At 72.2% G+C, this 19760-nt stretch carries 10 protein-coding genes; 4 read left to right on the forward strand and 6 right to left on the reverse strand.

Annotation, left to right across the window (positions count from 1 at the left end; all coding sequences use genetic code 11):
- The first annotated feature begins 89 nt into the window (after positions 1–89).
- Positions 90–9563, forward strand: a complete 9474-nt coding sequence (locus tag OG709_RS28360) for an SDR family NAD(P)-dependent oxidoreductase (protein WP_329168059.1) — start codon at positions 90–92, stop codon at positions 9561–9563.
- 58 nt (positions 9564–9621) lie between these two features.
- Here the strand turns inward: OG709_RS28360 and OG709_RS28365 are convergent, their stop codons facing one another.
- A complete protein-coding gene (locus tag OG709_RS28365) occupies positions 9622–10581 on the reverse strand; it encodes an acyltransferase domain-containing protein (protein ID WP_326693826.1) in 960 nt (319 codons plus the stop codon).
- Positions 10582–10725: 144 nt separating this feature from the next.
- On the opposite strand from OG709_RS28365, the gene OG709_RS28370 reads away from it, so the two are divergent.
- Positions 10726–11910 (forward strand): alpha/beta hydrolase, encoded by a 1185-nt coding sequence (locus OG709_RS28370; RefSeq protein WP_329168061.1) that lies wholly within the window; start codon positions 10726–10728, stop codon positions 11908–11910.
- Positions 11911–12042: 132 nt separating this feature from the next.
- Positions 12043–12486 carry a sugar 3,4-ketoisomerase gene (locus OG709_RS28375; RefSeq protein ID WP_250304666.1) on the forward strand — a complete coding sequence of 148 codons (444 nt, stop codon included), beginning with the start codon at positions 12043–12045 and terminating at the stop codon, positions 12484–12486.
- Positions 12487–12579: 93 nt separating this feature from the next.
- On the opposite strand, the gene OG709_RS28380 is transcribed toward OG709_RS28375, so the two are convergent.
- From OG709_RS28380 to OG709_RS28400, 5 genes are all read right to left on the reverse strand, one after another.
- The gene (locus OG709_RS28380) at positions 12580–13803 is read right to left on the reverse strand and encodes an aminotransferase class I/II-fold pyridoxal phosphate-dependent enzyme (RefSeq protein WP_329168063.1); all 1224 of its coding nucleotides are present in this window, start codon (positions 13801–13803) and stop codon (positions 12580–12582) included.
- Positions 13804–13984: 181 nt separating this feature from the next.
- On the reverse strand, positions 13985–14788 hold the full coding sequence (locus tag OG709_RS28385) for an ABC transporter permease (RefSeq protein ID WP_250304663.1): 804 nt from the start codon (positions 14786–14788) through the stop codon (positions 13985–13987).
- Positions 14785–15762 carry an ATP-binding cassette domain-containing protein gene (locus OG709_RS28390; protein ID WP_250304661.1) on the reverse strand — a complete coding sequence of 326 codons (978 nt, stop codon included), beginning with the start codon at positions 15760–15762 and terminating at the stop codon, positions 14785–14787. Before OG709_RS28390 ends, OG709_RS28385 begins: the two co-directional genes overlap by 4 nt.
- Complete coding sequence (locus tag OG709_RS28395) at positions 15759–17027, reverse strand: macrolide family glycosyltransferase (RefSeq protein ID WP_329169223.1); 1269 nt, start codon at positions 17025–17027, stop codon at positions 15759–15761. The genes OG709_RS28390 and OG709_RS28395 overlap by 4 nt, the downstream gene beginning before the upstream one ends.
- A 44-nt stretch (positions 17028–17071) precedes the next feature.
- The gene (locus OG709_RS28400; protein ID WP_250304658.1) at positions 17072–17833 is read right to left on the reverse strand and encodes a thioesterase II family protein; all 762 of its coding nucleotides are present in this window, start codon (positions 17831–17833) and stop codon (positions 17072–17074) included.
- 269 nt (positions 17834–18102) lie between these two features.
- On the opposite strand from OG709_RS28400, the gene OG709_RS28405 reads away from it, so the two are divergent.
- Entirely contained in the window at positions 18103–19479 is a 1377-nt protein-coding gene (locus tag OG709_RS28405) for an NDP-hexose 2,3-dehydratase family protein (RefSeq protein ID WP_266640326.1), read from the forward strand.
- Positions 19480–19760 lie beyond the last annotated feature (281 nt).

A 19760-nucleotide genomic window follows, 5' to 3' on the forward strand; every position in this document is an offset into this window, starting at 1 on the left:
CGGCCGGCGCCCGCCGCCGGGCAGTTCAGCGGTCGGGCGGTGCCGACGCACCCGCCTCACCTCGAAACCCTCCCGAGAGGCATGGCGGCATGTTGCGCACCGAGCTGATCCGACCGCTGCACGAACTGATCGCGGAGCACGCCGCCCGGCTCGGTGACAAGACGGCCTTCCGGGACGACCGGCGCGGTGTCACCTACGCGGAACTCCACCAGCGCACCGGACGGCTCGCCGGGCAGCTGGCCGGGCTGGGCCTGGAGCGCGGCCGGTGCGCGGCCCTGCTCCTCGGCAACTGCCTCGAAATGGTGGAGAGTTACCTGGCCGTCGCCCGGTCGAGCGCCATCGGCGTGCCGCTCAATCCGCACGCCACCGACGCGGAGCTGGAGCATCTGCTCACCGACAGCGGGGCGGTGGTCCTCGTCACCGACCCCGCCCATCTGGACCAGGTGCTCCGGGTACTGCCACGCCACGAGCGGCTGCGGGTGGTGGTCACCGGGGACGGGCCGCTGCCCGACGGTGTCGCCCGCTTCGACACGCTGATGGCCACCGATGCGCCCCAACCGCCCCGCGATGACGCCCAGTTGGACGACACCGCCTGGATGCTCTACACCTCGGGCACCACCGGCACCCCCAAGGGAGTGCTCTCCACCCACCGCAAGTCCATGTGGGGCGTCGCGGCCTGTTACGCGCCGGTGCTCGGCCTCGACGAGTCCGACCGGGTGCTGTGGCCGCTGCCGCTCTCCCACACCGTGGCGCACAACCTCTGCGTGCTCGGGGTGGTCGCCGTGGGTGCCACCGCGCGCATCATGGACGGCCTGGCGGTCGACGAGATCGTGACGGCGCTCCGCGAGGAACAGTCCACCTTCGTCTGCGGTGTCCCCACCCTCTACCAGCACATACTCGAATCGGCCCGCGGCACGGTCCTCGGCACATCGGCGCTGCGGGTCTGCATGGTCGCCGGATCGGGCTGCTCGGCCGCGCTGCACCACTCCTTCGAGGAGGCGCTGGGCGTACGGCTGCTCGACAGCTACGGCAGCACCGAGACCGGCGGCCCGATTACCACCAACTCGCCGACCGGGCCGCGGATCGCGGGCTCCTGCGGGCTGCCCGTACCGGGGCTCACCGTACGGCTCACCGACCCGCGGACCGGCGCCGAGGCCGCCGAGGGCCGGGAGGGGGAGATCTGGGTCGACAGCCCGGCCCTGATGCTCGGCTACCACGGCAGGCCCGAGGCCACCGCCGAGGTGCTCGCCGACGGCTGGTACCGCACGGGGGACCTGGCCCGCCGGGACGACGACGGCTACCTCACCATCACCGGCCGCATCAAGGAGCTGATCATCCGCGGCGGCGAGAACATCCACCCCCGCGAGGTCGAGGACGTGGTGTCCGAGGTGCCGGGCGTCGTCGAGGCCGCGGTCGTCGGCAAGCCCCACGAACTGCTCGGTGAGGTACCGGTCGCCTTCGTGGTGCCGGGCCCCGGCGGAGTCGACCCGGACCGGCTGCTCGCCACCTGCCGGGCACGGCTCTCGTACTTCAAGGTGCCCGCGGAGGTCTACGAGGTCGACCGCATCCCGCGGACCGCGATCGGCAAGGTCGTGCGCCAGTCGCTGCTCGACCTCCCGGCCCGGGTGCGCCTGGGCGGGGTGAGCCACCACGACGCGCTGCTGCGCACCGAGTGGGTTCCGGTGCCGACGGCCCGGGACGAGGGCGCGGACGGCGGCGGGGGCGACGGTGAGGCGCTGCCCGGCTTCGACGTACTGGCCTGTCCGCCGGATCCGGCGACCGGTCCCTACGAGGCGACGGAGCGGGTGCGCTCCCGGGTGACCGACTGGCTGGCCGGTGAACACCCGCTGCCCGCACGGCTGTTGGTCGTCACTCGGGGTGCGGTGGCGGCGGCTCCGGGCGCGGAGCCGCGCGATGTGGCGCATGCGCCGGTCCAGGGCCTGCTGCGGTCCGTCCAGGCCGAACATCCGGGCCGGATCGTACTGGTCGACCTCGACCCGGACACGGATGTGGCTGCGGATGTCGATGCCGAACCCGGCCCCGACCTCGATGCGGGTTCCGGTTCCGGTTCCGATTCCGGGTTCGACGCCCGCCGGGCGGTCGAGGCGGTCGAGGCGGCCGAGGTCTCCGGAGCCCGGGAACCGCAGTTCGCCCTCCGCGCGGGTGCGGTGCTCGTGCCACGCCTGGCCCGGGTCCCGGCCCGGGAGGGTGAGGCCGGCGATGCCGCCGTACTCGATCCCGAGGGGCTGGTGTGGGTCGCCGGGTGGACCACTGCCCCGGGTGCGGATCTGGCCAGGCACCTCGTCACCGCGTACGGAGCACGGCACCTGCTGCTGACCGGCCACGGCCCGGCCGAACCCGCCGAACCCGCGGGATCCGGGGCGGAGTTGTCCGTCGAGCGGTTCCGCTCCGAACTGGCCGAACTCGGCGCCGGGGCCACCGTGGCGGAGTGCGACCCGGCCGACCGGAACGCCCTGGCCGCACTGTTCGGCAGCCTCGACCGGCCGCTGACCGCCGTGGTCCAGGTGGACGCGGCCACCGGACCAGGATCCCTGCCCTCCCGGATGGCCGCCGCGGCCCAGCTCCACGAACTGATGCTGACTCAAGCGCCGGAGGCACACCTCGTGTACGCCTCCGCCGCCGCGCAGCCGGGCAGCGCGGAGGAGAGCGAACACGCGCCCGTCACGGCGTACCTCGACGCGCTGGCCCAGCAGCGGCGGGCCCGTGGTCTGCCCGCGGTCTCGGTGGCCTGGGGGCCGTGGGCCGCGCGGGCCGACCGGGTGTCGCTGTCGACGCAGCAGGGCGCGGCGCTGTTCGACCGGGCGCTCACGGGCGCCGACGCCGCGCTGGTGGCCGCCCGGCTGGACCTGACCGGCACCGGCACCCGCCCTGGCACCGAAACCGGCCCGGTTCCTGGTCTGTTGCGCGCCCTGGTCGCTCCGCGCCAGGACGCCGCGGGCCCCGATGCGGAACTCCTCGCGCGACGTCTGGCCGAGTCGTCGCGGGCCGAGCGCGAGCGGATCCTGCTGGAGCTGGTGCGGTCCGAGATCACGGCCGTCCTGGGGCCGGTCCGGGGCCCGCAGGACCTGCACGACGTCACGACCGACACCGCCTTCAAGGATCTGGGCCTCGACTCGCTGACCGCCGTCCGGCTGCGGGACCGGCTCGCCTCCGCGGTCGGTGTGCGGCTGCCCGCGACCCTCGCCTTCGACTTCCCGACCCCCGCCGCGGTCGCCGGGCACCTGCTGACGGAACTCTTCGGCCACGAAGCGCCACCGGCCGACGACAGCCGGGCGTCGGGGCAGGCAGCCGCGGAGGCCGACGAGCCGGTGGCCGTCGTCGCGATGGGCTGCCGCTTCCCCGGCGGGGTCTCGTCCGCCGAGGACCTCTGGCGTCTCGTGATGGCGGAGTCCGACGTGATGGGCGCGTTCCCCGAGGACCGGGGCTGGGACACCGAGAACCTCTTCGACGCGGACCCCGACCGGGCGGGCCGCAGCTACGCGCCGGCGGGCGGATTCCTGCACGACGCGGACCGGTTCGACGCCGCGCACTTCGGGATCAGCCCCCGCGAGGCCCTGGCCATGGACCCGCAGCAGCGGCTGCTGCTCGAATGCTCCTGGGAGACCTTCGAACGCGCCGGGATCGACCCCACCTCGCTGAAGGGCAGCAGGACCGGGGTGTTCGCCGGAGTGATGTTCGGCGAGTACGGCACCCGGCTGCACCGGCGGATCCCCGAAGGGGTCGAGGGCTACCTCGGCAACGGCAGCGCGGGCAGCGTCGCCTCGGGCCGCATCTCCTACAGTTTCGGCCTGGAGGGGCCCGCGATCACCGTGGACACCGCCTGTTCCTCCTCGCTGGTGGCGCTGCACCTGGCGGCCCGCTCGCTGCGCTCCGGCGAGTGCTCGCTCGCGCTGGCCGGCGGGGTGACGGTGATGTCCACCCCGTCGCCCTTCGTGGAGTTCAGCCGCCAGCGCGCCCTCTCGCCGACCGGCCGCTGCAAGGCGTTCTCCTCCACCGCCGACGGCACCGCCTTCGGCGAAGGCGTGGGCCTGATCCTGCTGGAACGGCTGTCCGACGCCCGCCGCAACGGACATCCGGTGCTGGCCGTCATCCGGGGGAGCGCGGTGAACCAGGACGGTGCGAGCAACGGGCTGACCGCACCCAACGGCCCCTCCCAGCAGCGGGTCGTCCGCCAGGCCCTGGCGGCGGCCCGGCTCACCCCGGGCGAGGTGGACGCGGTCGAGGGACACGGCACCGGCACCACCCTGGGCGACCCCATCGAGGCGCAGGCCCTGCTGGCCACGTACGGTCAGGGCCGCCCCGCCGACCGCCCGCTGTGGCTGGGGTCCCTGAAGTCCAACATCGGTCACACCCAGGCCGCCGCCGGGGTCGCAGGCGTGATCAAGACGGTCATGGCGATACGCCACGGGATGCTGCCGAGAACCCTGCACGTCGAGCAGCCCACCGGGCACGTGGACTGGTCGGCCGGGTCCGTACGGCTGCTGACCGAGTCGACGCCCTGGCCGGAGACCGGGCGTCCCCGCCGGGCCGCCGTGTCCTCGTTCGGAGTCAGCGGGACCAACGCCCACCTCGTCCTGGAACAGGCGCCGCGCACCGACCCGGCGCGGTCCGCCCCGCGTCCGGCCCGGACCCGTCCCACCGCCGTGCCGTGGGTGCTGTCCGCGAGGAGCGAGCCCGCGCTGCACGCCCAGGTGGAGCGGGTACGCGAGGCAGCGGCCGGACTCGACCCGTGGGACGCCGCGTTCTCCCTGGCCACCGGGCGGGCCGGGCTGGAGTACCGGGCCGCCGTCGTCGGCGGGGACTTCAGCCGGATACGCACGGGCCGGGCGCACGCCGGTCGCCTCGCCGTGCTCTTCACCGGGCAGGGCGCCCAACACCCCGGCATGGGGGGCGAGTTGTGCGGTGCGCAGCCCGCCTACGCCGCCGCTTTCGACGAGGTGTGCGCCGCGCTGGACCGCCATCTGGACCGGCCGCTGCGCGAGGTGATCGCCGACGGGTCCGGACTCCTGGACCTGACCGCGTACACCCAGCCCGCACTGTTCGCGCACGAGGTGGCGCTGTTCCGGCTGCTGACCTCGTGGGGCCTGCGCCCCGACGCGGTCTGCGGGCACTCGGTCGGCGAACTGACGGCCGCCCATGTCGCGGGCGTGCTCACCCTGGCGGACGCCGCCACCCTGGTGGCCGCGCGCGGACGGCTCATCCAGGCGCTGCCCGCAGGCGGTGTCATGGTCCCGGTCCGGGCCACCGAGGCGGAGATCCGGCCGTTGCTCGGCGCGGGCGTGGACATCGCCGCCGTCAACGGCCCCCGCGCCGTGGTCCTCGCCGGTGACCGGGACGCCGTGCTGTCGCTGGCCGCCCGGTTCACCGGGGCCGGGCGTGCGGTCAAGGAGCTGCGCGTCTCGCACGCCTTCCACTCCGCCCGCATGGAGCCGATGCTCGCCGACTTCCGCAAGGTCGCCGACGGCCTGACCTACCGTCCGCCGCGCATCCCGATCGTGTCGAACGTGACCGGCCGGTTCGTCGACGGCGACGACATCTGCTCCGCCGACCACTGGGTCCGGCACGTCCGCCAGGAGGTCCGGTTCGCCGACGGCGTCCGCAGCCTCTACGAGGACGGCGTACGCACCTTCCTGGAAATCGGCCCCGACGGCCCGCTCACCGCGGCGGCCCAGGACTGCCTGTCCGACGTGGAGCCCGCCGGGGAGCTCCGCTTCGTCGCGGCCCAGCGCCGGACGTCGGCGCAGCTGCCCGCCCTGGCCGACGCCCTCGGCGCGCTGTACACCACCGGCACGGACCTCGACTGGCCCGCCTTCTTCGCGGGCTCCGGGGCGCGCCGGACCGACCTCCCCACCTACGCCTTCCAGCGGGAGCGGTACTGGCTCGAAGCCGGGGCCGCGCCGGACGACCCGGCCTCCCTGGGCCAGCGCTCGGCCGCACACGCCCTGCTCGGCGCCGCGGTGCGGCTGGCCGACGGAGAGGGTGTGCTGCTCACCGGGCGGCTCGCGGTGCGGTCCCAGCCGTGGCTCGCCGACCATGCGATGGGCGGGGCCGTGCTGTTCCCGGGAACGGGCTTCGTCGAGCTGGCCGTCCGGGCGGGCGACGAGGTCGGCTGCGACGCACTCGACGAACTCGTCATCGGGGCACCGCTGGTGCTGCACCGGCAGGGCGGCACCCGCATCCAGGTACGGGTGGGGGAGCCCGACGCGTCAGGGAGACGTCCGGTGGCCGTGTACTCCTGCTCCGAGGACGGCGACGGGGACGCCCCGGGCCCCGAGGGCGGGACGGAGTGGACCCGGCACGCGTCCGGCTTCCTCACCGGCACGGACCGAGCCGCCGTACCAGAGCCCTCGCCCCAGACCCCGTTCGACTTCACGGTCTGGCCGCCGAACGGCGCCGAGGCGGTGCCGGTCGACGGGGTCTACGACGGCCTGGCCGCGAGCGGGCACGGCTACGGCCCCGCTTTCCAGGGGCTGCGCGCCCTGTGGCGACGCGGCGACGAGACCTTCGCCGAGGTCGAACTGCCGGTCCCGGCCGGGGAGTTCGGAATCCATCCCGCGCTGCTCGACGCCGCACTGCACGCCGACATCGTCGGCGGACAGCCGGAGGAGGACGGGGTGCTGCGGCTCCCGTTCTCCTGGCACGACGTCCGGCTGTCGGCCTCCGGAGCGACGGCGCTGCGCGTGCGGCTCCGGCGCGGCGCGGACGGCGGGTGCGCCGTGGAGGCCGCCGACCGGAGCGGGACGCCGGTGATCTCCATCGGGGCGTTCCGGACCCGGCCGGTCTCCCCGGCCGCGACGGTCTCCGGGGCGGCCCCGCTCCGGGACGCGTTGTTCCGCACCGACTGGACGCCGGTCGCGGCGCCCGCCGTGGTCCCCGACCGGCGGTGGGCGGTGGTCGGCGCCGTCGGGGCGCCGACCGACGCCGTGTGGACCTACCCCGATCTGGCCGCTGTCGGGGCCTCGGCGGGGGCCTCGGAGGGGGAGGGCGCGGCGCCGGACTTCGTCCTCGTGCCGCTTGAGCCCGTCGACTCCACGGCAGCCGACGGCGCCGCGCAGGCACCCTCGGCGACCGCCGTGCGTACGGCGGTCCTGGACGCGCTGGACCGGATCAGGGAGTGGCTGGCGGACGAACGGCTGGCCTCCTCGCGGCTGGTGCTGGCGACCCGTGGCGCGGTCTCCACCGCGGCCGGTGACACGGTCGGTGACCTGGCACACGCGGCCGTATGGGGACTGGCGCGCTCGGCGCAGTCCGAACACCCGGGCCGGATCGTGCTCGCCGACCTCGACCCCGCCGCCCGGGATCGCTCGGGCATGGCCGCCGTGGCCGCGCTGGCCGCCGCGGTCGAGTCGGGTGAGGAACAGTTCGCGCTGCGGTCGGGCGACGTACTCGTGCCCCGGCTGGTCCGCGTACCGGTCCCGGACACCGACCGGACCGCGACACCGCTCGATCCCGAAGGCGTGGTGCTGATCACCGGCGGTACCGGGACGCTCGGCCGGCTGTTCGCCCGGCATCTGGTGGCGGCGAGGGGGGCCCGGCACCTGCTGCTGGTCAGCCGGACCGGACAGCGCGCCGAGGGCGCCCGGGAACTGGTGGCGGAGCTCGCCGAAGCGGGGGCGCGGGCCGAGACCGTCTCCTGCGACGTGGCCGACCCGGACGCGCTGGCAGCGCTCGTCGGCGGTCTGGACCGGCCGCTGACCGCGGTGATCCACACCGCGGGCGTACTGGACGACGGGGTGCTCGCTTCGCTGACGCCCGAACGCGTCGACCGGGTGCTGCGGCCCAAGGCCGACGCCGCACTCCACCTGCACGAGCTGACCCGGCACACCGACCTCGCCGAGTTCGTGGTGTTCTCCTCGGTGGCCGGTGTGCTCGGCGGGCCCGGCCAGGCCAACTACGCGGCGGCCAACGCCTTCCTGGACGCCCTGGTGCAGCACCGGCGCGCCCAGGGACTGCCCGGGACCGCGCTGGCCTGGGGGCTGTGGGTACCGCAGGACGGCACCGGGATGGCCGCCGGGCTCTCCGCGACGGACCGCGGCCGGATGTCCAGGGACGGGATGCGCGCGCTCTCCCCGGCCCAGGGGCTCGCCCTGTTCGACGCGGCGGCGGGCCACGACGAAGCGGTCCTGGTGGCCGCGCGTATCGACCCCGCGGCACGGCGCGCGGACACGGAACCCGTGCCCGCGCTGCTGCGTGGGCTGGTACGCCGCCCCGCCCGGCGCACCGCGGACAGCGGCCCCGGCGCGGCGGCGAGCCTGCTGCAGCGGCTGGCGGGCCGCTCCGCGCCCGAGCGGCAGGACATCCTGCTGGCACTGGTACGGAGCGAGGTGGCCGCCGTGCTCGGCTTCACCGGGCCGGATGCCATCGCCCCGGCGCAGAGCCTCGGCGAGGCGGGCTTCGACTCGCTCACCGCTGTGGAACTGCGCAACCGGCTGGGCGCGGCGACCGCCCTGCGGCTGCCGACGACCCTGGTCTTCGACCGCCCGACGCCCACCGCACTCGCCGAGCACCTGGCGGAGCAACTGCCCGCCGGGGCGCCGGATCCCGCGTCCGCGCAGCCCGGGTCCGCGTCCGTACAGCCTCAGTCCGTGAAGTCCGTGAAGTCCGTGAAGTCCGTGAAGTCCGTGCAGTCCGTGCAGTCCGTGCAGTCCGTGCGGTCCGTGCGGTCCGTGCCCGGCCGGTACGCGGCCGACGGGGAAGCGGACACCTCCCCGACACTCGGCACCCTGTTCCGCGAAGCCTGCCGCTCCGGCCGGTCCGCCCAGGGCTTCGCGTTCCTGCGCGGCGCGGCCGAGTTGCGCCCCTCGTTCACCTCGCCCGGCGACTTCGGACGGGACCGCGCCCCGGTCGCACTCAGCTCGGGCACCGGTGCGCCCACCCTCGTCTGCCTCAGCTCGTACGTGGCACTCGGTGGTGTGCACGAGTACGCCCGCTTCGCCTCGCACTTCCGGGGCGAGCGCGCGGTCCGGGCCCTGCCGAACCCCGGGTTCGGCGAGGGTGAACCGCTCCCGCTCACCCGGCGTACCGTCGTCGAGGCGCAGACCGCACTCGTGCAGCAGTGCGCGGAGGGCGGCCCCTTCGTGCTCGTCGGCTCCTCGTCGGGCGGTCTGCTCGCCCATGAAGTCGCGTGCGGACTGGCCGGGTCGGGCACGCCCCCGGACGCGGTGGTCCTGCTGGACAGCTATGTACCGACCGGCGTGGAATCCTCGCTCGACGCCTTCCGCGACGCCCTCGTAGAGGGAATGTACGAGCGGCAGGGCGCCTTCGGGGCGATGGACTTCACCCGGCTGACGGCCATGAGCCGTTACTTCGAGCTGTTCGCGGAATGGCGCGCGGCACCGCTGTCCGTGCCCACGCTGCTGGTCCGCGCCTCGCAGCCGCTGCCGTCGGCCGGCGGAGGGGACTGGCAGGCCCACTGGCCGGGCGCACGGACCACCGTGGACGTACCGGGGGACCACTTCACCATGATGGAGACGCACGCGGCCACGACAGCGCGGGCGGTACGCGAATGGCTCGGCGCGGAACCGGGACCCGACGGGTCCTGACATCCGCGCGGAGCACGATCGCCGCCGCCCGCACCGGACGGGCCGGGCGGCGGCCCGGTCAGCCGCGGCTCAGCGGGACACCGTGCTCGAAGACCGCCGCGACCGCCTGCGGCAGCGCCCGCGGCGAGTCGACGAACACCACGGGGAACGGGTAGTGGAGCGCGTTCATGACCGGCGACGGCCCCACGACCAGGGCGAGTTGGGTGCCGTGCCGCTTCATCTCCTCGCAGAGGTGGACCACGCTCACCGGCTTCACCACGTTGTCGACGAACATGTCACGCACTTCACCGGCCCGGGTGAGTGTCTTCTGCTCCAGGCACGAGCAGAGCGGCAGGACCGGGTCGGTGAACGGGAGCGTGTCGATGTACTCCCGGCTCGATCTCCGGGCACTTTCGCGCAGCGGGCTGTGCACCGCGACATCGACGCCCTCGGTGACGTTGATGACGCCCTCGGGCTCCTGGGCGGCCAGTTTCTCCAGCGAGTCGCGGTAGCCGCAGAGCAGTTGGATACGGATCCTTCCGCCGGCATCCAAACCGAAGTCACCGCTCAGGAAGACCCCTTCGCGCTGTTCCCCGTAGTAGTGGTCCGGGTCGTAGTCGAGCGCCAGATAGGCCGCCGCGATGCCCTCGGCGCGCTCGCCCCCGGCCGGGTCGACCCCGTGCCGGCCGCGGAGCAGTATGCTCATCAGCTCTCTGCGGCCGATGGCCCCGGCGACGCAACTGCTGACCATCCCGCCCAGGCTGAGCCCGCCGACCACGGTCGGCCGCAGCCCCTTCCCGGACAGCACGTCCTGGATGCCGAGCTGCGCCGCCGCGAGGCCGATGGAGACCGCCTGGATGCGCTGCTCGTCGTCGTCGTAGTTCCCGTTCTGACGCAGCAGGGCCTCGACACTCAGCCCGGTCCACGCGGACGCCTGGGCGAACGACTCGCGTACCTCCGGGGATTCGTCGTAGAACTCGATGACTCGGTCCGGTTCGTACTGGAAAAGGTTCGTACCGAAGATGGACGCGAGAGCCACGGTGTCACCTCGATGGAGAAATATCCCGGAAGGTCCGGGGATCTCACCAGGCTAGGGACGGGAGTCGAGTGACTCTTCCAGACTTGGCACCCGGTGCCGAAACGGTTCCCCTGTTGCGGCGGGGCCGGTTGGTACAGTTCCCGGGTGCCGATCGGATATCTGGTGACGACGACGCTGGTCGCGGCGTGCACATGGTTCGCTCTGGCGCCGCTGCGCCGTCCGTGGACCCTGGCCCTCCTCAGCTTCCGCTTCGGCTTCCTCCTCAACGAGCTCCCGTTCCTGGTCCTTTACTGGATCGTCGCCTCCACCCTGCTGGCCGTCAGTCAGGGTGACACCGGATCGCCCGGGGGCCGGGCGGTCCTCGGGCTGGCCGTCCTCACGGCGCTCGGGCTCCTCGTCCTCGCCCGTCGCGGGATGCGGGCGGGCCCGGTGGTGGACGCGGCCCTGGACGACGGTCTCGGCGCGGGCTGGCGTACCGCTGTCGATGCCGGTACCGCGTCCCCGCTACGCCGCCGACTCCCGTACGGCCGCATCATGTTCGCGCCCTTCGCGGTCCGCAGCCGGGCGGTCGAGAGGCTGGCGGACATCAGTTACGGGCCTGCCGGTGTGCGCAACCAGCTCGATGTCTACCGCCACCGTTCCCGGCCCACCGGCAGCCCGGTCCTGGTGCATCTGCACGGCGGACGCCTGGTCAGCGGAAGCAAGAACCGTGAGGCGCTGCCGCTCATCCACCGGCTCGCCGCCCAGGGCTGGTTGTGCGTCAGCGCCAACTACCGGCTGAGTCCGGCCGCGACGTTCCCGGACCACCTGGTCGACGTCAAGAAGGTGCTGGCCTGGGTGCGTGAGCACGGGCACGAGTACGGCGCGGACCCCTCGACGGTGTTCGTGGCGGGCAGCTCCTCGGGCGCCCAGCTGGCGGCGCTGGCGGCTCTGACGTCCGGCGACCCGCAGTTCCAGCCCGGGTTCGAGAGCGCGGACACCTCCGTCACCGGCGCCGTCTGCCTGTACGGGTACTACGGCAGCCTCGGCTCCGGGGAACGCGTCCCCTCGTCGCCCCTGTCGTACGCGAGCGCCGACGCACCCCCGTTCTTCGTGGCGCACGGCGACCGGGACACGGTGCTGTCGGCGGACGGCGCCCGGCGCTTCGTCGAGACACTGCGCGGCACCTCCCCGCGCCCCGTGGTCTACGCCCGACTACCCGGTGCACAGCACTCGTTCGACCTGTTCACCTCGCTCCGCTTCGAGTCGGTCGTCGACGGTGTCGAGGCGTTCACGGCCTGGGTGCGCGCCACGCGTGAGAGCCCGCGCGAGGAACCCACCGAGGCGTGAACCCGTCGCGCCGCCGATGGCCGGGCTCCCGCTTTTCACACCCCTCAACTACCAGGGAGATGCCCGGTATTTGCTCCGTAGTCTGACGTCGCCGTGGCCGCGGCGCGACGGACAGGAGCGAGGAGAAGCTACATGGCGGCGACCATCACCGGGACGTCCGTCGGCAGGGTGAAGCCCACCCGGCTGATCGGACTGGAACAGCACAAGGACGAGCGCGGATGTGTGTCCGTCGTCGAGTCCGACCACACTGCGGGATTCCCGGTCGAACGGGTCTACTTCCTCCACGACCTGGCGAGCGGCACCTCCCGCGGCGGGCATGCGCACCGCCAGCTGGAGCAGCTCTTCATAGCCGCCCACGGGAGTTTCACCATCAGGCTCGACGACGGCCACCACCAGGCCGAGTACGAACTGAACGACCCGGGGACCGGCCTGTACGTGGGGCCGATGGTGTGGCGGGACCTCAGCGGGTTCTCCGACGGCGGAGTCTGTCTGGTGCTGGCCTCCCAGCACTACGAGGAGGCGGACTACTACCGCGACTACGAGGAGTTCCTGCGGGACAGCCGGCAGTTCGGGTAGCCGGAAGCAGTCCGTACGGGGCCGCGCCGGTCCGCAGCAGGACCGGCGCGGACTCTCATCTCACCGTGCGGGCGGGCGGCGCCGCCGGACGCCTCACGTCGCGAGACCGACGGCCGGACGGAGCCGCCGGCGCGCGGTCACTTCGTGCCCGTACGCCACCGCGGTCCGGATGACCTCACCGATCAGCAGGATGTCGTCGGTGTCCACCTGCGGACCTGTGGGCAGCGCGAGCAACTGCCCGCAGAGTTCCTCGGAGCGGGGAAGCCGTACGGGCGGTGCGCCGATGTACGGCGTCATCTGCTGCATGACCTGGGAGAAGTAGGGCTGGGCCAGGATGTTCTCGGCGCGCAGCACGTCGAGCAGTACGTCGCGGTGCAGCCCGGCCGCCCCCGCCACGACATTGACCATCATGTAGTGGTGGTTGTTGCGGTTGGGTCCCTCGAACTCCAGGACCGTCACACCGGGGATCCCGGTGAGCGCGCTCCGGTACTGCTCGTAGTTGGTGCGGTTGCGCGCGATGGTGGCGTCGAGCCCTTCCAGCGAGGTGAGGCCCATGGCGGCGGCTGCCTCGCTCAGCTTGCCGTTGGTGCCGACCGCCTGCACGGTGCCGTCCTTGCCGAACCCGAAGTTCCGTTCGGCCCGCATCCGTTCGGCCAGCGCGTCGTCGTCCGTCACGATGGCACCGCCCTCGAAGCTGTTCACGATCTTCGTGGCGTGGAAGCTGAACACCTCCGCATGACCCAGGCCGCCGACGGGTACGTCACCGTACGAACAGCCCAGGGCTGGCGCGGCGTCGAAGTACAGACGCAGTCCGTAACTCTCGGCGATCTTCTCCAGCCGGGCCACGTCGCAGACCTGCCCCCAGAGATGGACTCCGATGATCGCCCGCGTCCGGTCCGTGATGAGTGCTTCCACCTGCTCCGGGTCGATCAGGCCGGTCACCGGGTCGACATCGCAGAAGACAGGGGTGAGACCGCGCCACTTCACCGCGTGCGCGGTGGCCGGGAAGGTCAGCGACGGCACGATCACCTCGTCACCGGGGGCGCCGCCGGTCGCCAGGTCGCCGACCAGCAGTTGGAGCGCGACCGTCGCATTGCACAGGGAGACACAGTGGCGGACCTGGGCCAGCTCGGCCACCCGCGCTTCGAACTCGTACATCATCGGCCCCATGTTGGACAGCCATTCGTTGTCCAGGACCTGGTTCATCCGCTCCAGGAACCGCTCACGGTCTCCGGTGTTGGGGCGGCCCACCCGGCGGTTTTCGCTGAACGCGGGCCGTCCGCCGAACAGCGCGAGCTGTTGAATGCTGTCTCTCATCTGAAGGTCGTCCTTCACAAACCATGGGTGTCACGTGATCCCGTCGGCATTTCCTTGTTCACGGCGGCGCCGGCCCTGAGGTGCCGGGCGGTGAGCCCTGGCCGGGGCCGCGACATGGGGGGTGGTGGGGGAGGCCTTTCGGGCGGCCGGAGGAGGGCCGCGGGCGCGCGGGCGCACGCGATCAGATCCTCCGCCGGTAGGCGCGGATCGCCAGCGGGGCGAAGACGAGGGTGAGGCCCGCCGCCCAGCCCAGCGTCCAGTACACCGAGTTGCCGAGCGGGCCGCCCGACATGAGCGCGCGCATCGCGGTCGCCTCGTGGGAGATCGGATTGACGTTGGCCCAGGCCGCCAGCCAGCCGGGCATGGTGTCGGTCTTCACGTACACGTTGCTGCCGAAGGTGAGCGGGAAGAGCAGCACGCTGCTGAACAGATGCACGGTGGTGGCCGACTTGGCGAGCAGCCCCACCAGCATCGACACCCAGGCCAGACCCATGCCGAACACAGCGGCGAGCCAGAGCGCGGCAAGGGTCTTGATCAGCCCGGTGCGCATCTCGAAGCCCTGGAGCGCACCGCAGGTCAGCAACATGACCAGGCCGGACGCGAAGCGCACCATGTCGCCGATCAGATGCCCCATCAGCGGGGCGAACCGGGCGATCGGCAGGGACCGCAGCCGGTCGAACACCCCGTTGTTGATGTCCTGGTTGAGACCGGCGCCGCTGCTGAGGACCGAGAAGACCGCCGACTGCGCGATCAGGCCCGGCAGGGCGTACTGGAGGTAGGTGTGCGAGTCCCCGGAGATCGCGCCCCCGAAGACGTACACCAGGAGGACGATCACCATCAGCGGCTGGATGATGGCGAAGCCGAGGATCTCGGCCGGGTTCGCCTTGAGGTGCGCCAGATTGCGCCAGGCCAGGGTCAGACAGTTACGGATGACCATGGACGGTTCGAGCCGGTGCCTCACCGGCGCCTCGGCGATCGCGCTCATGCCACACCACTCTTCGTCGATTCGGCCGGGTTCTCCTGTACATGGCGGCCCCGGCTGCCGGTCAGCGAGAGGAACACCTCGTCGAGGCTCGGCTGACGCAGCGCCAGTTCGGTCACCTCGATGCCCGCCTCGTCCAGCCTGCGCAGCACCGCCGCGGGCAGGCCCGCGTCGTTGACCTGGAGGATCAGCTGATGCCCCTGCCGGTTCGGCTTCACCCCGCTCAGCTCCTCGACGATCTCCGAGGTGCGGTCCAGCATGTTCTCGTCGGCGGGTTGGATCTCCAGGGTCTGCTGGTCGATCTTCGCCTTGAGCTCCGCGGAGGTACCGGCCGCGATGGAGACGCCCTTGTCGATCACCACGATGTCGTCGGCGAGATGGTCGACCTCGTCCAGGTACTGGGTGGTGAGCAGCACCGTCGAACCACCGGTGACCAGGTCACGCACGATGTCCCACAGTTCGAAGCGGCTCTCCGGGTCCAGGCCGGTGGTCGGCTCGTCCAGGAACAGCACCGAGGGGTCGCCGACCAGGCTGACCGCCAGGTCGAGCCGCCGGCGCATGCCTCCGGAGTACGTCCTCGCCTTGCGGCTCCCGGCGTCCGAGAGCCCGAACCGCTCCAGCAGTTCCGCCGCGCGGCGCTTGGAGGCGGGCCGGGACATACCGAGCAGCCGGGCCACCATCACGATGTTCTGGATGCCGGTGAGCTCCTGGTCGACGGCCGCGTACTGCCCGGTCAGCCCGATGAGCCGCCGGACGTCGTGCGGGTACTGCTGCACGTCGTACCCGGCGACCCGGGCGGTGCCCGCGTCCGGCTTGATGAGCGAGGCCAGGACACGTACCGCCGTGGTCTTGCCCGCGCCGTTGGGGCCGAGTACGCCGAGCACGGTGCCGGGGCGCGCCTTCAGATCGAGCCCGTTCAGTGCGGTGACCTTGCCGTACCGCTTGACGAGCCCTTCGGTCTCGAACGCGTACGTCATGGCGTGACCGTCCTGTCGGGCTCGGCCCACCGGTCGCTCTGCCTCATGGGATCTCCGTAAGTTGTCGGACGGCCTGTCGTGGCCGCGTGCGGCCGGCAGGAGAGCCGGGCGCGGGTGCTTTCGCGCAGCCAGCCCTCGACCAGTACGGCCGCCCGGGACGGTCCGCCCGAGGCCAGCATGTCGATGCGCATCCGCGCGACCCGGTGCTGGATCGCCGGGTCGTTCATGGCCTGTTCGACGGCCGCGCGGAGCCGGTCCGCGGTGAGTCCTTCGGCGGACAGCGACACACCGATGCCCAGTTCGGCGACCCGGCGCCCGTTGAGCTTCTCCTCCGGTGTGAAGCCGACGACCACGAGGGGTTTGCCGTAGTGGATCGCCATCAGCATGGTGCTCATGCCGCCGTGGCACACCACTGCCTCCACCTGCGGAACCAGCGTGTGGAAGGCGATCCACTCGTGCGTCTCGACATGCGCGGCGACCGGCTCGGCGGGCAGGTTGCCCCGGCCGACCGGCAGCACCACGTGCAGCCCGCCGTCCGCGAAGGCGCTGTCGCACAGCCGGAAGAAGTCCGGACGTTCGTTCACCTCGGTGCCCAGCGTGATGAGCACCGCAGGGCCGCCACCGGGCGGACCCGGCCAACTTCCGGTGCCCGGCGGGTCCGTGGGGAAGCTGTGACCGGTGAAGGTGTACCGCTCGTCGAACGTCTCGCCCAGTGGCTGGAACTCCCGGGGCAGCAGCACGATGTTGCGCTCGTCGAAGTTGGACATGAACGTCCAGACCGCGTCGGGATCCTCGCCCTGACCGGTCAGGTACTCGGTGGCGAGGTCGATGCACTGCTGCACATGTCCGTCCGCCCCGTCGAAGACCTCCAGGGCCAGCGAGAACTTCTCGTTGGTCGCGACGTACGGAAAGAGCTGCGCGGTGGGCCGGTCCCAGTGCCGGGCCGCGATCCGGGCCGCGAAGAAGCTCTCCAGGTCGTAGAGGACCAGGTCGGGTACGTCGTCCCGGAAGGCGTCCAGTGCCAGCGGCAGGACCACGTCCTTCGACTCCCGCAGGAACTCCAGCCCCAGGGCTCCGATGTCCTCGCCCGTCGCGGCCTGCGCGATCCGGCCGCGTCGCGAACGGTAGGGGACGATCGCGGCGCCCGTCGCCGTCACCTCCGCCGTGTGCTGTTCGTCGAGGACGTACGTCACGCGGTGTCCCATCGTGACCAGGCAGCGGCTCATTTCGAGCGTCGGATGCACATGCCCGTACCCCGGGAACATGAAGATCGCGACGTGCTGCGGCGTCCGGGCAGGCCCTGGGGTACTCACTGGGACCGCACTGCGGTCGCCGGCTCACTCAGCCGTTCACCGATCACCCGGATCACATCCGCCGCATGCTCGACGAGATAGAAGTGCCCGCCGGTGTACGTCTTCAGTTCGAACTCCCCGTCGGTGTGTGTGCGCCAGGCCCGTACTTCTTCGAGGGTGGCCTTGGGGTCGCTCTCGCCGATCATCGCGGTGACCGGGCAGGCCAGCCGCGGGCCGCCGGTGTGCCGGTACGTCTCCGCCGCGCGGTAGTCGTTGCGGATGGCCGGGAGCACCATGCGCAGCAACTCCTCGTCGCCGAAGATCTGCTGGTCGGTGCCGCTGAGCGACTGCATCTCGGCGATCAGCCCGTTGTCGTCGCGCTGGTGCACCCGCTCGTCGCGGAACGCGGAGGGCGCCCGCCGCCCCGAGGCGAAGACCCGTTCGGGGCGGATCCCGTCGGCTTCGAGCCGGACGGCCACCTCGTACGCGAGGGTGGCGCCCATGCTGTGCCCGAAGATCGCGAACGGGCGGTCCACGGCGGCTCCGACCGCCTCGGACACCCCGTCGGCCAGGTCGGCGATGGTGCCGGCCATGGGTTCGTGGCGCCGGTCCTGCCTGCCCGGGTACTGGACGGCGAGCACCTCGATACGGGGGCTCAGCGCCTGGGCGACCGGGCGGTAGAAACTCGCCGAGCCGCCCGCGTGCGGCAGCACCACCAACTGGAAGTCCGCCCGGGTACTGGGGAAGAAGCGCCGAATCCACAAATCGCTGTCGTTCATGCTGGCCTCTCTGGTCGCGAGCAGGGTCAGCATGGAGGCGCCCGGACCCGGTTGGCCGCGAGGGTTCGGCAATCTAGTGAAATTCGCCGAGTAATGGCGACGCAGGGGGTCGAAGGGCGGGTCTGAGTGAACCCCTAGAGTGCCCCGGTTCCACCTGGGCCCGCCTCCACGGCCGTGTTCACCTGGGACGCAACGCCACGGGCTGAACTCCGGTCGCCCCGACCGGAATCGGAGTGATCCGTCGACTCATGAACCGGAGAGAGACTCCCATGCCGAACACCACCGGACTCGGCGTCCTCCGCCAGGAGGACGCGCACCTGCCCGCGCGGCTCGCGCTGTCCGCGCAGGCAGTCGACGGAGTGGCCACCAGTACCGAGCAGTTCGAGAAGTGGTTCGCCGACCGGAGCGCCGCCCAGGTGCACGAGGTCACCCCGATCCCGTTCGACCGGATGCGCAACTGGTCGTTCGCGCCGGGCACCGGGAACCTGGTGCACGACAGCGGCCGGTTCTTCTCGGTGGTCGGCCTGCGCGTCGAGGTGGACCAGGGGCCGGTACGGGAGTGGTCGCAGCCGATCATCGTGCAGCAGGAGATCGGGCTGCTCGGCATCGCGGTACGGGAGATCGACGGGGTCCTGCACCTGCTGATGCAGGCCAAGACGGAGCCGGGCAACCCGAACGGCGTGCAGCTCTCCCCGACGGTCCAGGCGACCAAGAGCAACTACACGGGCGTCCACCGCGGCCGGACCGTGCCGTACATCGAGCACTTCAGGAACGTGCGCCCGCACCGGGTGGTCGCCGATGTGCTCCAGTCCGAGCACGGCGCCTGGTTCTACCGCAAGCGCAACCGCAACATGGTCATCGAGGTCGGCCCCGAGGTCGAGGCCGACGGGGACTTCTGCTGGATGACGCTCGGACAGGTGCAGGAGCAGCTGCGCATCGACCACCGGGTGAACATGGACGCCCGTACGGTGCTCTCCTGCCTGCCGGGTCCCGGTGTCGGCAGCGGGGTGCACACCAGTACCGAACTGCTGCACTGGATCACCACCAACCAGGCCACCCGCGATGTGACCACCACCGTCGTCGGGCTCTCCGGACTGCCCGGCTGGGAACGGTCCGAGCGGTCGATCTCGCACGAGCGGGGACTCTTCTTCCACGTGGGCGCCGTGGACGTCAGGGCCAACAGCCGCGAGGTGTCCGGGTGGACCCAGCCGCTGATCGAACCGCACGGCATCGGCGTCGCCGCACTGCTGGTGAAGCGCTTCGACGGAGTGCTGCACGCGCTGCTCAGGGCCCGCATCGAACCCGGCTATGTCGACGTCATCGAGCTCGCGCCGACCGTGCAGGGCACCCCCGAGAACCATGCCCATCTGCCGGGTCTGGTCCAGGACCAACTGCGGGACATCGAGCGGTACCGCGACGAGGGCCGGGTGCTGTTCGACGCGGAGATGTCGGAGGAGGGCGGCCGGTTCTACCACTCCCGCAGCCGCTACATGATCATCGAAGTCGGCGAGAACTACCCGGACCAGGAGCCGGAAGGGTTCCGCTGGACGACCCTGCCGCAGATCACCTGGCTCCTCCAGCACCAGCACTATCTGAACGTGCAGGCCCGCAGCCTCATCGCCTGCCTGCGCGCCTGCACGGGCTGACCCCGCCGGTACGCGGGACACGCGGGCGGCACGAGCCGCCCGCGCGGTGGCGCACGGCAGCCCGTGCGGCCCACGCAGAACAGTCCAGGATCCAGCACAGATCCGGTGACGAGCAGGCAGCGCAGACCGTGCAGACCGTCGGACCCGGCCACCACCGGGGGGCCGGACGGCGGCGCCGCGCCGGGCTCGGGACCACCGGGATCGCCGAACAGTCGGGAGTAGGGCGACCAGTGGACGCATCAGGGGACTTCGCATCCGGCTCCGGCGCACCCGGTTCCGAC

The organism is Streptomyces sp. NBC_01267 (assembly GCF_036241575.1).
Classification (GTDB): Bacteria; Actinomycetota; Actinomycetes; order Streptomycetales; family Streptomycetaceae; genus Streptomyces.

Excerpts from the sequence above, each read along its gene's own strand:
- OG709_RS28360 (WP_329168059.1), top strand. The coding sequence starts at position 90 with ATGTTGCGCACCGAGCTGATCCGACCGCTGCACGAACTGATCGCGGAG.
- OG709_RS28375 (WP_250304666.1), top strand. The coding sequence starts at position 12,043 with ATGGCGGCGACCATCACCGGGACGTCCGTCGGCAGGGTGAAGCCCACC.
- OG709_RS28380 (WP_329168063.1), bottom strand. The coding sequence starts at position 13,803 with ATGAGAGACAGCATTCAACAGCTCGCGCTGTTCGGCGGACGGCCCGCG.
- OG709_RS28385 (WP_250304663.1), bottom strand. The coding sequence starts at position 14,788 with ATGAGCGCGATCGCCGAGGCGCCGGTGAGGCACCGGCTCGAACCGTCC.
- OG709_RS28390 (WP_250304661.1), bottom strand. The coding sequence starts at position 15,762 with ATGACGTACGCGTTCGAGACCGAAGGGCTCGTCAAGCGGTACGGCAAG.
- OG709_RS28395 (WP_329169223.1), bottom strand. The coding sequence starts at position 17,027 with ATGTTCCCGGGGTACGGGCATGTGCATCCGACGCTCGAAATGAGCCGC.
- OG709_RS28400 (WP_250304658.1), bottom strand. The coding sequence starts at position 17,833 with ATGAACGACAGCGATTTGTGGATTCGGCGCTTCTTCCCCAGTACCCGG.
- OG709_RS28405 (WP_266640326.1), top strand. The coding sequence starts at position 18,103 with ATGCCGAACACCACCGGACTCGGCGTCCTCCGCCAGGAGGACGCGCAC.